Origin of the sequence: Allopusillimonas soli, from assembly GCF_004153445.1 — a bacterium.
Lineage (GTDB): Bacteria > Pseudomonadota > Gammaproteobacteria > Burkholderiales > Burkholderiaceae_B > Allopusillimonas > Allopusillimonas soli.
This window is the reverse complement of record NZ_SDQC01000002.1, coordinates 513,506-527,494: the sequence shown is the minus strand read 5'-3', so window position 1 is coordinate 527,494 and position 13,989 is coordinate 513,506. Positions and strand designations below refer to the sequence as shown.

At 60.0% G+C, this 13,989-nt stretch carries 14 protein-coding genes; 9 read left to right on the top strand and 5 right to left on the bottom strand.

Going from position 1 to position 13,989, the window contains the following annotated elements; genetic code table 11:
• Positions 1–437: 437 nt before the first annotated feature.
• The 4 genes from ERD78_RS08265 to ERD78_RS08250 all read right to left on the bottom strand — a co-directional run bounded on the left by ERD78_RS08265 (position 438) and on the right by ERD78_RS08250 (position 3,856).
• Complete coding sequence (locus ERD78_RS08265; RefSeq protein WP_129968792.1) at positions 438–959, bottom strand: sigma-70 family RNA polymerase sigma factor; 522 nt, start codon at positions 957–959, stop codon at positions 438–440.
• 166 nt (positions 960–1,125) lie between these two features.
• A complete protein-coding gene (locus ERD78_RS08260) occupies positions 1,126–2,103 on the bottom strand; it encodes a Bug family tripartite tricarboxylate transporter substrate binding protein (RefSeq protein WP_129968791.1) in 978 nt (325 codons plus the stop codon).
• A gap of 27 nt (positions 2,104–2,130) precedes the next feature.
• Positions 2,131–2,502, bottom strand: coding sequence for an AtuA-related protein (locus tag ERD78_RS08255; protein WP_129968790.1), 372 nt, complete (start codon positions 2,500–2,502; stop codon positions 2,131–2,133).
• Position 2,503: 1 nt separating this feature from the next.
• Positions 2,504–3,856, bottom strand: a complete 1,353-nt coding sequence (locus ERD78_RS08250; protein WP_129968789.1) for an acyclic terpene utilization AtuA family protein — start codon at positions 3,854–3,856, stop codon at positions 2,504–2,506.
• 93 nt (positions 3,857–3,949) lie between these two features.
• On the opposite strand from ERD78_RS08250, the gene ERD78_RS08245 reads away from it, so the two are divergent.
• The 9 genes from ERD78_RS08245 to sufT are packed head-to-tail and all read left to right on the top strand — an operon-like array spanning position 3,950 to position 13,084.
• Positions 3,950–4,876, top strand: a complete 927-nt coding sequence (locus ERD78_RS08245) for a LysR family transcriptional regulator (protein WP_129968788.1) — start codon at positions 3,950–3,952, stop codon at positions 4,874–4,876.
• 20 nt (positions 4,877–4,896) lie between these two features.
• A complete protein-coding gene (locus ERD78_RS08240; protein ID WP_129968787.1) occupies positions 4,897–6,684 on the top strand; it encodes an ABCB family ABC transporter ATP-binding protein/permease in 1,788 nt (595 codons plus the stop codon).
• A 56-nt stretch (positions 6,685–6,740) separates the two neighbouring features.
• Positions 6,741–7,238: an SUF system Fe-S cluster assembly regulator gene (locus ERD78_RS08235; RefSeq protein ID WP_129968786.1), complete on the top strand. Its 498-nt coding sequence runs from the start codon at positions 6,741–6,743 to the stop codon at positions 7,236–7,238.
• Complete coding sequence (gene sufB / locus ERD78_RS08230; protein ID WP_129968785.1) at positions 7,235–8,707, top strand: Fe-S cluster assembly protein SufB; 1,473 nt, start codon at positions 7,235–7,237, stop codon at positions 8,705–8,707. Before ERD78_RS08235 ends, sufB begins: the two co-directional genes overlap by 4 nt.
• 12 nt (positions 8,708–8,719) lie before the next feature.
• Positions 8,720–9,514: a Fe-S cluster assembly ATPase SufC gene (sufC, locus tag ERD78_RS08225; RefSeq protein WP_129968784.1), complete on the top strand. Its 795-nt coding sequence runs from the start codon at positions 8,720–8,722 to the stop codon at positions 9,512–9,514.
• Positions 9,511–10,821 (top strand): Fe-S cluster assembly protein SufD, encoded by a 1,311-nt coding sequence (gene sufD / locus ERD78_RS08220; RefSeq protein ID WP_129968783.1) that lies wholly within the window; start codon positions 9,511–9,513, stop codon positions 10,819–10,821. Before sufC ends, sufD begins: the two co-directional genes overlap by 4 nt.
• Positions 10,818–12,077 carry a cysteine desulfurase gene (locus ERD78_RS08215; RefSeq protein WP_129968782.1) on the top strand — a complete coding sequence of 420 codons (1,260 nt, stop codon included), beginning with the start codon at positions 10,818–10,820 and terminating at the stop codon, positions 12,075–12,077. Before sufD ends, ERD78_RS08215 begins: the two co-directional genes overlap by 4 nt.
• Entirely contained in the window at positions 12,067–12,519 is a 453-nt protein-coding gene (gene sufU / locus ERD78_RS08210; RefSeq protein ID WP_129968781.1) for a Fe-S cluster assembly sulfur transfer protein SufU, read from the top strand. The genes ERD78_RS08215 and sufU overlap by 11 nt, the downstream gene beginning before the upstream one ends.
• Before the next feature lie 10 nt (positions 12,520–12,529).
• The gene (gene sufT, locus ERD78_RS08205) at positions 12,530–13,084 is read left to right on the top strand and encodes a putative Fe-S cluster assembly protein SufT (RefSeq protein WP_129968780.1); all 555 of its coding nucleotides are present in this window, start codon (positions 12,530–12,532) and stop codon (positions 13,082–13,084) included.
• A 40-nt stretch (positions 13,085–13,124) separates the two neighbouring features.
• Here the strand turns inward: sufT and ERD78_RS08200 are convergent, their stop codons facing one another.
• Positions 13,125–13,898 carry a response regulator transcription factor gene (locus ERD78_RS08200; protein ID WP_129968779.1) on the bottom strand — a complete coding sequence of 258 codons (774 nt, stop codon included), beginning with the start codon at positions 13,896–13,898 and terminating at the stop codon, positions 13,125–13,127.
• Between the last annotated feature and the right edge of the window lie 91 nt (positions 13,899–13,989).

Sequence of the window (13,989 nt, the reverse complement as noted above, 5' to 3'; positions counted from 1 at the left end):
TGGAGACGGCATCGCGGCACTATGGGAAGCCGCGCCGTCAGCCTTACCACCAGCGGGCAGGCGCGGTTGCATTGCACGGGGTGCCGCACCCATCGTCTGCCCAGCCTGGGATTTCTCTGTGCCAGCTTCATCCTGTCGTGCTTCCAGGGCCGGGTCTCTCGACTGGAGACTGGAGGGCTGGCGGAACAGGCTCGCGGCAGAGGGTGTGGTGTCGTGTCCGAGCGCTGTTTGAATGCGCTGAAGCAGTAGGGGAGACGGATCGACGGGCGCGAGCAGGTCTGTGAGTTCGAGCAAGCTTTGTTCCCACTCAAGTGCTGCTGCGACGGCGGCATCGTCGTGACCGAGTAATTGGTGGGCGCGCGCCATGTCGTGCCTGTCCAGCAGGCCCAGCGTGTATTCGGCGATGAGGATATTATGGCTTGAAAGGACTTGTCGATTCATGCTTGCCGCAGCTCCCTGAGCAGGCTCAGGCCCACTTGCACGCGGGTCTTGAGCTGGCTGGCGGGGACTTTCAGGCGCACGCCGATCTGCTCGTATGTATAGCCTTTGTAGAAGGCCATCATGATGGGCCCACGCTGGCTTTCATCGAGTCGGCCAAGCGCACTCAGAAGCGTCCCGGCGCTGGCAGAAGGCACCTCTGGCAGAATCTCCGTCGCTTGCGTGTTGAGCATGGGATTGCGAGCCGCCTGCCGTAAGCGTTTCAGGGCCCGGTAGCGCAGGATACTGTACATCCACGCCCTGGCAGTTCCGGCGCTTTCATCGAAGCTTTCCGCATTTTCCCAAATGAGTGTGAACGTATCGCGGAGCAATTCCTCTGCGCTTGCGCGCTGCTCCAGCATGGATAGGCCCAGCGCCAGCATGCGCGGCGCTTCTTGATGATAAAGTCGTTGAAACGCCTTTTCGTCGCCCTGCGCGCAAGCGCGCAGGTTGGCTTCGTAATCGAAGGGGGCAGCTGCCATGGATTCTCCGGATTCTTCCTGGGGTGGGGTGGCCGCAGGGCGGCGGAAACCCCATTAAACTACTTATTGTATTAGGTGAAGAAGCCGTCGTAGGTTCCAAATTGCAAAACCATTATCTCATTTGGCTGGCGCCGTAAGGGGCAGGCGCGATACCTGCCCGCGTGGTTCAAGCCGGTTGTATGCCTGCCTTCTTGATGATTTCGCCCCATTTCTCCGTTTCCGCCTTCTGGAATTCAGCCAGGCCTTCAGGCGAGGTGGTTTCCGGATGGGTGCCCGTCTGGGAATAGAAACGCTGCGCCGCTTCCATCGTGGTGGCCTTGACCAGCAGATCGTGCAACCGCGATACGATGTCTGCGGGTGTGCCAGCCGGTGCATAGGCACCAAACCAATAGCCCATCTTGTAACCTGGCACGCCGGCTTCGGCGATGGTCGGCACATCCGGGGCGAGCGCAGACCGCTGTTCGGTGGTGACGCCCAGCGCCCGAAGTTTTCCGCTCTTTACCTGCGGCAGCCCGGTCGCCATGTCCGCCATCATCATGTCGATCTGGCCGCCCAGCAGATCGGTGATTACCAGCGGATTGCTCTTGTAGGGGACGTGAAGCAGATCGACATCGGCCATCTGTTTAAACAGCTCTCCCGCCACGCGGCTGCTTGAGCTGCCGCTGCCGAAGGTGAGTTTGCCAGGTTCCTTGCGCGCCAGCGCAATGAATTCTTCCACCGTATGCGCGGGCGAGGAAGGATTGACCACCATGATTTGCCCGCCGGTGCCCAGCAGTGTGATCGGTGCAAAGTCGCTGACCGGATCATAGGGCAGCTTCTTGTATAGATGCGGGTTGGCTGCCTGCGATGTATTGGTTGTAAAGAGAATGGTGTAGCCATCCGCCGCGGCCTTGGCCACTTCGCCCGCGCCGATCATGGCGCTGGCGCCAGGCTTGTTTTCCACCACCACGGGCTGACCCGTCTGTTCGGTCACGCCCTGGCCGATGGCGCGCGCGAATTGGTCGGTGGCGCTTCCCGCGCCAAAGGGCACCACAAAGGTGATGGGATGGTCGGGCCATGTTGCGGCCTGAGCCTGCGATGCAAGCGAGGTGCCCAGAAGCAGGCCCAGAGTGGCCGCCGCGGCGAATCTGCGGGTAATGGACATGGTTGTCTCCTTGTTTATAGGGAAGTGTCACACAGGGATATCAGGGAGCTGTCCTGCCAGTGCGCGCGGCACGTCGACAGGCATCTCCAACAGATAAAAGGAAAGCGCCTTGCCATGCGTATCCAGGTTCAGCGCGCTGTTCACGCCGCCATCCAGAATGTCCCACAGCACGAAGTTAAGAGCATGCAGTGTGGGAATGTCATAGCGTCTCACGCGTGTCGGCCGGCGATGTGCAAACCATTCCTTCACGGCCGTCTCAGTCAATTGCGATTGCAGCACCGGATAGCAAGCGGGCGTCCATGCAATAACGCTGATATTGGAAATATTGCCCTTATCCCCGGTGCGGCTATGGGCCAGGCGGTATAGCGGCAGTTGAATAAAATCGTGTTGACCGGGCATTTCAGGCCTCCTCTTCGAAATGCCAGGACGCTGGTGCAAGCTCGCGCGGAATCAGCGTCGAGATGCTTCCCAGCCTCGCTTTCATGGATGTGCGCACGCCACCGCCTCCCGCTGGCCCGCAGGTATACAGCGCCGTCACCTCGCGCAGAACGCGTTCGGCGACCTGGCGATCCGCATGCGTACCGGCGACGCGCAGCCTGACGTCCTTGGCCTGGCCGCATGTCAGCGCAGCGGGAAACACGCCATGGTCATCGGCGAAGATGCTGGTTGCGCCAATAATGTCGAAGCGCAGGGGCATCTGATTGCCCAGCCGCTTGCGCAAGGTGTCGGCCGCGAGCCGTGCGCGCGCTTCGGCCTGTACGCCGGCATAGGAAATGCCTGCCTCGGCCAGCCATCCGCCTTGGTAGCAGATATTGACCTTGAGGGTGTCCGTGCGTGCATGACCGCCGACATCGTGGACGCCTACGCGGTCTGGGCCGTCCTGCGTGACGCGCACACTGCTGATATCCGCCACAACGTCCGGTGTCAGATAGGCTGCGGGGTCATGCACCTCGTACAGCAATTGCTCCTTTACAGTTCGCGTATCGACGAGACCACCGGTTGCCTCGGCCTTGCCTATCGAGATCGTGCCTTCGGCATCCAGCGTGGCGATGGGAAACCCAAGCGTGTCCATACCCGGCACGTCCTTCAATCCGGGCACGGCGAAATAGCCGCCTGTGACTTGCGTGCCGCATTCCAGCAGATGGCCAGCGATGGTGGCACGGCCCAGCCGTGTCCAATCGTCTTCCGCCCAGCCAAAATGGGCGAGGGCGCAGCCCACTGTCAGGGAAGGATCGGCTACACGGCCGGCAACCACTATATCCGCGCCAGCGCACAGAGCCTGCGCGATTTCCCGCGCACCTTGATAGGCGTTGATGCTGACGATTTCAAGCCCATCCAGTTGCCCGTCCAGTTGAGATCGCAGACAGGCCAACTGCTCGGGACTGTCGAGCTGGTCACCCGAGAGCACCGCCACGCGCGGTGCGGGCAGTCCCGCCTCTCTCGCCAATTGAAGGATGCGGCTGGCCGCGCCGCGCGGGTTGGCGGCGCCGAAGTTGCCGACTATACGGATGCCGTGGCGCAGACAGGGCTCTAGCGCCGGCCGGATCAATTCATCAAGCAGCGGCTCATAGCCGCGCGTCGGGTCCTGATTTCTGGCAAGCTGGGCCAGCGCCAGTGTGCGCTCGGCCAGCGTTTCGTAAATCAACGCCTGTCCACCATGACGCACCAGTGTATCGATAACCGGCCTCACGCCATCGGTGCGGTCGCCGGAGAAGCCGCTGGCGCATCCTATGGACAGATTGGGGGTCGTCATGCCTGTCGTCCTTGCAAATCGATGCAGCCACTATAAAAACGTAGTATTAATAAGTAAAATAGAAATATATTATCTATTGATAGTAATTTTTGTATGAATTTGACGTCCCGCCAGCTGCGCGCCTTTGTGACCCTGGCCGAAGAACGGCACTTCACCCGTGCGGCTGCACGATGCCACCAGACTCAGCCGGCTTTCAGCGCGCTTATCAAGTCGCTGGAGGAAATGGCAGGTGCGCGTCTTTTCGATCGCAGCACCCGTCGGGTCGAACTTACGCCAGAAGGCATGGTCTTTGCGGCACGTGCCCGTGGCTTGCTTCAGGACATGGACGTGGCACTGCGGGACATCCGAGATCATGTTGCCTTGCGCAAGGGCCGTGCCGCGGTCGCTGCGCTGCCTTCGTTGGCAGCCGGCTGGATTCCGGGCGTCTTTGCGCATTTTCGCGGGCAATATCCTGGCGTGACCCTGGTCCTGCACGACGCGCTGCTCGAGCCTTGCCTTGAGCTGGTGCGCACGGGTGCGGTGGACATGGCCGTCGCTGCGCGCGGGCGCGACATGAGCGGGCTGGAGAGCGTCGCACTGTGCGAGGATCACTTTCATTTGGTGTGCCGGAAAGATCACCCTTTGGCGGGACGGCGGCAGATTCATTTACAGGAGCTGGAAGGCAGTGCGATGATTCAGCTGGGCAAGGGAAGCAGCATACGCCAGAGCCTGGCCGTTCATCCAGCGTTCTCGGCGCTGGGCACCTTTCTGGAGGTGGATCATCTGGCAACAGTGACTGGCCTTGTGGCAGAGGGTCTGGGCATCAGCCTTGTGCCGTCCATGACGCTGTTCCAGTTTCGGCATCCGCATATATGCGTTGTGCCGCTGGCGCGAGGCAGCGGGCTCAAGCGCTCGCTCTATTTGATACGCCGCGGCGAACGCAGCTTGTCCAGTGCCGCCCAGGCCTTATACGATCTCATGCTGGCACAACGCAGCGAGCTGGGCCGCCACGGTCCCGACGCCACTACAATAGCGGGCTGAATCCAATCCGCCCATCACCCATGCGCCGCTCCTTCACGCCGGGACCAGCTCCCAAGCACCGCAACGACCTGTATGTCATCAAGTCGCTGCTGCCCTACATCTGGCAATTCAAGTATCGGGTGACGGCGGCACTGGCCTGTCTGGTTGCGGCCAAGGTCGCCAATGTCATTCTCCCCGTTTTTCTCAAGGATGTCGTCGACAGCCTGAGCGTTCCGGCCACCTTGCTCGCGCTGCCAGTGGCGGCGCTGGTGGGTTATGGCTTTGCGCGCCTTGCAACCAGCGTGTTCGGCGAACTGCGCGATGCCTTGTTTGCACGTGTCACGCAGGGTGCAATACGGCGGATTGCGACGCGCCTTTTCAATCATCTTTTTGCCCTGTCGCTGCGATTTCACATGGGCCGCCAGACGGGCGGCCTGAGCCGGGATATTGAGCGCGGAACCAAGGGCATAGGTTTTCTTCTCAATTTCACCGTTTTCAATATCCTGCCAACCTTGCTGGAGATCGGCATGGTCGCGGCTGTTTTGCTATGGCGATATGACCTGCGGTTTGCCGTGGTCACGCTGGGCACCATCGCAAGCTATGTCATGTTCACCCTGCTGGTGACCGAGCGCCGCATGGTGTATCGGCGTAGCATGAACGAGCTGGACAGCCAGGCCAATGGCAAGGCCATCGATGCACTGTTGAACTACGAGACGGTCAAGTATTTCGGCAACCAGGACTACGAGGTTGAGCGTTACGACCGCAATCTGGAAAAGTGGGTCAACTCTGCCGTCAAGAATCAGATTTCGCTCAACCTTCTGAACATGGGGCAGGGCGTCATCATCACGCTGGGCATCAGTGCCTTGCTCTGGCTGTCCGCGAGCGGGGTGGTCGAGGGCAGCATGTCTGTGGGTGATGTGGTGCTTGTTTCCGCTTATCTTACGCAACTGTATGCGCCGCTTAACTTTCTCGGTTTCGTCTACCGCGAGATCAAGCATGCGCTGGCCGACATGGAGCGCATGTTCCGGCTCATGGACCAGCACGAGGAAGTTGCGGATCGTCCGGGAGCCCGCACCCTGGGCGCTCGGCGCGCGCAGATCGAATTCGATCAGGTCGATTTCGGCTACACGCCCCAGCGGCAGATTCTTTTCGGGGTGTCCTTTACGATTCCGGAAGGCGGCACGGTGGCGGTGGTCGGGGCGTCGGGAGCGGGAAAGTCTACGCTGTCCCGCCTGCTGTTCCGCTTTTACGATGTGGACGGCGGCGCCATCCGGATCAATGGGCAGGACATTCGCGATCTTACCCAGGAAAGTCTGCGGCGGCATATTGGCATCGTGCCGCAGGACACCGTGCTGTTCAATGACACGATCCGGTACAATATTGCCTATGGCAATCCGCAGGCCAGCCAGGACGAAATCGAGCGGGCCGCCCAAGCGGCGCGCATACACGATTTCATCATGGCGCTGCCCGAGGGTTACCAGACCCAGGTCGGCGAGCGCGGCCTCAAGCTTTCCGGCGGCGAGAAGCAGCGTGTGGCCATCGCGCGCACCATCCTGAAGAACCCGCCCATACTGGTCTTCGACGAAGCCACCAGCGCCTTGGACACGCGCACCGAGCGCGATATCCAGGACGAGCTGGAGCGCATTGCGCGTGATCGCAGCACGCTCATCATCGCGCACAGGCTGTCGACCATCGTCAATGCCGATGAAATCATCGTTCTCGGCAAGGGCCGCGTACTCGAACGCGGCACGCACCAGGCGTTGCTGCAGCGCGACGGACGCTATGCCCGCATGTGGCGCATGCAACAGGCGGGCAGGCAAACGGGTTGAACATATAGTACTGAAATGGTACTATATGACTATTGAAAATGGCCCGGAGGCGGCGCGTGCTGCGCATCAGCAAAATCATCGACTACGGCACCCTGGTGCTTACACACATGGCCGGCGAGCCCGAGCGTGTGTACAGTGCGGCCGACCTCGCCAGCACGCTGGGCCTTGGCCAGCCCACTGTCAGCAAGATACTCAAGCTGCTGGGGCAGCACGGTCTGGTGCGCAGCAGCAGGGGCGCGCGCGGCGGTTATGCATTGGGCCTTGCACCCGAAAACATCAGCATCGCACAGGTCATCGACGCCCTTGAGGATCAGCCGTTCGGCCTTACTGAATGCACGGCCTTGCCGGGTGCCTGTAGTGTCGAATCCGCCTGTCATATCCGCAGCAATTGGCAGCGCATCAATGCCATTGTGCGTCACACGCTCGAAGACATCAGCATTGCCGACATGGTACGCCCGGCCGTCATTGAATTTTCTCTCAACCATAGGCCGCTTTCGCGGCCGAAAACCAAGCCTGGCGCGGTCCGCGCCGCAGCATGGAGTCTTCCCGAATGAATCCCTCTACTGAACCCGCCGTGGTGTCCGCGGCCGATCCGCTCGAGTCGTTTCTCGACCGCGAGTATTCGGCCGGGTTTATCACTGACATCGAATCGGTCACCATCCCCAAGGGCCTTTCCGAAGATACCATTCGTCTGCTTTCAGCCAAGAAGGGCGAGCCTGAGTTCATGCTCGAGTGGCGCCTTTCCGCTTATAGGCACTGGCTCACAATGACGCCGCCCGAGTGGGCGCATGTCAGCTTCCCGCCGGTGGATTTCCAGGACATCATTTATTATTCTGCGCCCAAGAGCAAGGCGGACGGTCCCAAGAGCCTGGACGAAGTCGACCCCGAATTGCTGCGCACCTACGAGAAGCTGGGCGTGCCCTTGCATGAGCGGGCTCGCCTTGCCGGCGTCGCGGTCGATGCGGTTTTCGATTCTGTGTCCGTGGCCACCACCTTTCGCAAGCAATTGGCCGAGGTTGGCGTCATCTTCTGTTCGTTCTCGGAGGCCGTTAAAGAGCACCCAGACCTGGTGAAGAAGTATCTGGGTTCAGTCGTGCCCCCCGGCGACAACTTCTACGCAGCACTGAATTCGGCCGTGTTTTCCGACGGCTCCTTTGTTTTCATTCCCAAAGGCGTGCGCTGCCCGATGGAGCTGTCCACTTATTTCCGCATCAACGCGCAGGATACCGGCCAGTTCGAGCGCACGCTCATCATTGCTGAGGAGGGTGCCTCCGTCAGTTACCTGGAAGGCTGTACGGCGCCCATGCGCGATGAGAACCAGCTCCATGCCGCGGTGGTGGAACTGGTCGCCTTGGACGACGCCAAGATCAAATACTCCACCGTGCAGAATTGGTATCCTGGCGACAAGGATGGCAAGGGCGGCATCTACAACTTCGTAACCAAGCGCGGCGACTGCCGTGGCGCCCGTTCTCGCATTTCCTGGACCCAGGTAGAAACCGGTTCGGCTATTACCTGGAAGTATCCCAGCGTGATTCTGCGCGGCGACGATTCCACTGGCGAATTCTATTCCGTTGCTGTCAGCAACAACCGCCAGCAGGCGGACACCGGCACCAAGATGATCCACATGGGGCGCAACACGCGCAGCACCATCATCTCAAAGGGCATATCCGCAGGCCATGGCAGCAATGCCTATCGCGGGCTGGTGCGCATCACGCCCAAGGCCGAGAATGCACGCAACTATACCCAGTGCGACTCGCTGCTCATAGGCAAGACCTGCGCGGCGCATACCTTCCCCACGATGGAAGTCCAGAATCCATCTGCCAGTGTCGAGCATGAGGCCACCACGTCGCGTATCGGCGAAGACCAGTTGTTCTATGCCATGCAGCGCGGCCTGTCGGCCGAGGACGCGGTGTCCATGATTGTCAATGGCTTTTGCAAAGAAGTTTTTAAGGAATTGCCCATGGAGTTTGCAGTCGAGGCCCAGAACCTGCTCGGCGTAAGTCTTGAAGGCAGCGTAGGTTAAGGAGAAGCATACATGCTGAGCATCAACAATTTGCACGCCTCGGTCGAGGGAAAGTCCATTCTCAAAGGTCTTAGCCTGGAGGTAAAGGCCGGAGAGATTCATGCCATCATGGGGCCGAACGGCTCAGGCAAGAGCACATTGTCGCAAGTGTTGGCCGGGCGCCAGGACTATACCGTCACGGATGGCTCGGTGCAGTGGCTGGAGCAGGATTTGCTGGCCATGCCCATTGAAGAGCGGGCCCGTTCGGGGCTGTTCCTGGCCTTCCAATATCCCATTGAGATTCCCGGCGTTTCCAATGCGTATTTTCTTCGTGCGGCCGTGAATGCCGCGCGGCGCCACCAGGGCCTGCCCGAACTGGACGCCATGGACTTTATCCAGCGAGCCAAGGCTGAAATGAAAGCCGTGGGCATGCGTGAAGAGTTTCTGTATCGCTCGTTGAACGAAGGCTTTTCGGGAGGCGAGAAGAAACGCAACGAGGTGCTGCAGATGATACTGCTCGAACCCAAGCTTGCCATTCTCGACGAAACCGATTCGGGCCTGGATATCGATGCGCTGAAAGTCGTGGCCGACGGCGTGAATCGTATGCGTTCGCCTGATCGCTCCATGATTGTCATTACGCACTACCAGCGCTTGTTGGACTATATCGTGCCCGATTATGTGCATGTCCTGGCGGGGGGCCGAATTGTTCGTTCCGGTGGCCGTGAGCTGGCGCTTGAACTTGAGCAACAAGGTTACGGCTGGGTCACCCAGGCAGACAAGAGGCAGCCTGGGATCAAGTCTGGCGCAGACAAAGGAGCTGCGGCATGAGCGACCTGCAGTCCTGGGTAGGCGGCATGGCGCGCCGACAGGCCAGCCTGGCAGGCTCCGGTCCCGCCTGGCTGGGCAACCTGCGTAAACAGGCTCTGGCCCGCTTTGTCGACGAAGGGTGGCCCACAGCGCGCCAGGAGGCATGGCGTCATACTTCGCTGGCCGCGCTGGCGCAACAGACGTTTTCCTTGCCCGATGACGCCGCAGCATCGTCACCCCTCCAGCGGCCTTATACCGATGCCGATGAGGGGCATTGGATGGTATTCGTGGATGGGGCGTATGCGCCAGGACTGTCGCGCGTGGGCGCGCTGCCCGCGGGTGTTGCGCTGCAGCCGCTGTCCGATGTGGTGGCAAGTGGGCCGGACCGGCTTGAGGAACTGATGGGTTCTGAAAGCGACGGTGCCACGCCGGTAGCGCTCAATCTCGCCCTGGCGGCTGATGGCGCGTTCATTCATGTGCCGCGCGGCGTAGCGCTTGAAGATCCCGTGCATCTGGTGTTCATAGCTACTGGACGGGGGCTGGCCAGCTTTCCTCGCAACCTCGTACAGGCGGAGGCGGGCTCCCAGGCGGTGATCATGGAGCATTTCGTGGGGCAGGGCGATGGCGCCAGCCATACCAATTCGGTTACACGCCTGGCGCTCGAGGCCGATGCGCATGTCACCCACTTGAAGCTTCAGCACGAAGACACCAGCGCCTTCCATCTGGGCGCCACCGATGTCACGCTTCAAAAGGGCTCTGTATTCACGTCCCATTCGATGTCATTTGGCGCGCAACTGGCGCGGCATGATATCTCGGCTGATTTTCGTGGCATGCACGGCGAGCTGCTTCTGAATGGCCTTTACTACGTCAACGGGCGCCGCCATGTTGATCATCAGACCGTCATTCGCCACAGCGAGCCGGCATGTGTCAGCCGCGAATACTATCGGGGTGTTCTCGACGATACGTCGCGCGGCGTATTTGGTGGCCGCATTTTTGTGGCGCCGGGTGCCGACAAGACCGATGCTGTGCAGCGTTCCGACAGCCTGTTGCTGTCTCGCTTGGCCAAGGCCGATGCGCGGCCCGAGCTGGAAATCTATGCAGATGATGTCAAATGCGCCCATGGCGCCACGGTGGGGCAGATCGATGCAGACAGCTTGTTCTATCTACGCTCTCGCGGGCTGGACGAGACGCATGCCCGTCATGTATTGACCTACGCTTTCGCCGCGCAGGCCGTCAATCGCATTGAGCCCGAGTCCCTGCGCCGCCGCGTAATCGGGGCCATACGGGCTTTGGCCCCTCGTGGTGCCGAACTTGGAGATTTTTCATGAATGCACCCTTGGGTACGCCTGCCGGCGCGGCGCTGCTGGACCGCACGGCCGATTTTCCCATCCTGTCGCGGCCCGTTCAGGGAAAGCGTCTGGCCTATCTTGACAATGGCGCCACCACGCAAAAGCCCCTGGCAGTCATAGAGGCCGAGAAGGCATTCTACGAACAGTCGAACGCCAACATCCATCGCGGCGTGCACTGGCTGTCCCAGCATGCAACCGATCTGTACGAACAGGGCAGGGAAAGCGTGCGCCGGCTGCTGAATGCATCGCGGCCGGAGGAAATCGTCTTTACACGCGGCACCACCGAAAGCATCAATCTGGTTGTCTGGAGCTGGGGACGCGCCAATATCAAGGCAGGCGACGAGATACTCATTACGGGGATGGAACATCACTCGAACATCGTACCCTGGCAATTGCTGTGCGAACAGCTTGGCGCACATCTCAAGGTGGCACCGGTAACCGACAGCGGTGAGCTGGATCTTGACGCATTCAAGGCTTTGCTGGGGGTTCGCACACGGCTTGTGGGCGTGGCGCATGTATCCAACGCGCTTGGCACCATTAACCCCGTGGGCGACATCGTGCGGCTGGCGCATGATGCCGGGGCCTTGGTTCTGGTGGATGGGGCCCAGGCTGTGGCGCACAAGGTTGTGGACGTGCAGGCGCTTGATTGCGATTTCTATGTATTCTCGGCTCATAAGCTTTACGGCCCCACCGGAATTGGAGCCCTGTACGCGAAGCACGATATTCTGGCTGCGATGCCGCCCTGGCAGTCGGGCGGCGACATGATACACACGGTCAGCTTCGAGGGTACGACCTATGCCGATGTACCCACGCGCTTCGAGGCTGGCACGCCCAATATCGCGGGCGTCGTCGGCATGGATGCGGCCATTCGCTATGTCGAGCAAGTGGGATTGGATCTCATCGCTGCGCATGAAGAGGCCCTGCTGGCACAAGCTACGCAAGCTGTCCTGTCATTGCCGGGTGTGCGCATCATAGGTACGGCTGCCCGTAAGGCCAGCATTCTTTCTTTTGTCCTGGATGGCATACATCCGCACGATTTGGGGACGATACTTGATACCGAAGGCGTCGCAATACGTGCAGGCCATCACTGTGCCATGCCGCTCATGACGCGGTTTGGCATTCCGGGCACGGCGCGTGCCTCGTTCGCGTTGTACAACACGCCGCAAGATGTGGATGCCCTGGTGGCCGGGTTGCGCAAGGCTCAGAAGCTATTCGGAATAGGCCATGACCAGTAACAGTGACCTGCGTGATCTTTATCAGGAAGTCATATTCGATCACAACCGCAACCCGCGTAATTTCCATGCCATGGAGAATGCCAGCCATGTGGCGCAGGGGCATAACCCCCTGTGCGGCGACCAACTCACCGTCTATGCGCGGGTTGAAGAGGGCATTGTGCAGGAGATCAGCTTCATTGGACATGGCTGTGCCATTTCCACCGCGTCGGCCTCGCTCATGACTGAAGCGGTCAGGGGCAAGACGATTGCAGAGGTCGAGGAACTATTCCGCGATATGCACGCCATGCTCACTGAGTCACAACCCGAGTCGCGCGACTTCGGCAAGCTCGAAGTACTGAGCGGTGTGCGGGAATTTCCCGCACGCGTCAAGTGCGCAACGCTGGCTTGGCACACGTTGCACAATGCCATCCAGCAAGCCAGAGAGATTGCGCGCACAGAGTGAGAAGAAGCACATGAGTTATACCCGTCAAGATGTCATTGTCAGCCGTGACTGCCCGGCAGTCACCGTTCCCTACGGATCGCCTGTCACCATTGAGAAAGGCTGCGAGGCTACCATTACGCAGCAGCTTGGGGGCACCTATACCGTGCTGGTTCAGGGCAATCTATATCGTGTTGAGGGTGCGGACGGCGACGCACTGGGATTTGAGCCAACGGAAACGGTCGTTCACGTACACGATGGGCCGGTCACCTCGGATGCGGTCAAGGATGCCGCCTGGAGCCTGCTTTCTACGTGCTACGATCCCGAAATTCCAGTCGATATCGTGAACCTTGGCCTGGTATATAGCTGCAATGTCATACCTTTGGCGCCCGAGCGTTTTCGCGTCGAGGTTGAAATGACGCTGACGGCACCCGGCTGCGGTATGGGCACGATGATCGCCGATGAAGCGCGTGACAAGCTGCTGTCCATCCATGGTGTTGACGAAGCCAAGGTCGATCTGGTCTGGGACCCGCCCTGGAGCCGGGATATGATCAGCGAGCCGGCGCGCCTGCAACTGGGGCTGCTCTAAATACAACAGTCCCAATGGCCAAGCGCGCCCGGCTTGAGTATCAACGAGCCGAGGCGCCCGACATATGCGGGCGAACCCGTGCGCCAAGCATCGTCGGTATCGCTTCCTCCATTTCATTGGAAGAAGGCCAGCCGAGCGTCGCACCCCGCGTCACGGCGGTATATACCGCCGCATTGCGGTTATGCACCCCCAATCGCTGGTAAAGCGTCTCGGTATGTGCCTTGGCTGTGGCTACGGAGATATCCAGCAACCGACCTATGGTTTTCATGGGATGGCCGCGCGCCAGTAAAACGAGCACTTCGTACTGCCTTGGTGTGAGACCCAGCAGTCGATGTTCCGCATCCAGATTGAATTTGTCTGCATGAGAAGGCTCGCGGTCCATCTGGTTGTCGGGGCTGGCGGCGCGGCTGAACGTCAAGGTTGGCCGAGACGTCCCGTACGGAGAAGAAAAGCAGGTGCCGCCTGCCAGCACAAGTTTTACCGACGCATGCAGCACTTCAGGCGTGACATGCCTTGAGATGCAACCCGACACCACCGGCGGCAGCTCGGCGGCAGTCGACAGTAATTCTTCATGACTGGACAGAAGCAGCAGGGCTTTGGGCTTATATGCGCTCACAACACTGTCGATCGCGGTGTGTATGTTTCTCGCAGAATCGATGGACAGCAGAAGTAAATTACACTCCTGCGCGCTCCCGGAGCCAGGTCCTGGAAACTCGACTGTCTCCACCTTGCACTCGGTTCCGATATCGGCCAGAGATTGCAGGATACCGATGCGCAGAAGCGCATGCGGCTCTATTACTCTAATTATTATCATGGCAGTTTTTCCCAGTGCCTTCGCCGTTTTCCATCAGCCTGGAAAACCGGGTTTAAGGGTAATACAACAGGGGCTTACGACTAATTAGGGC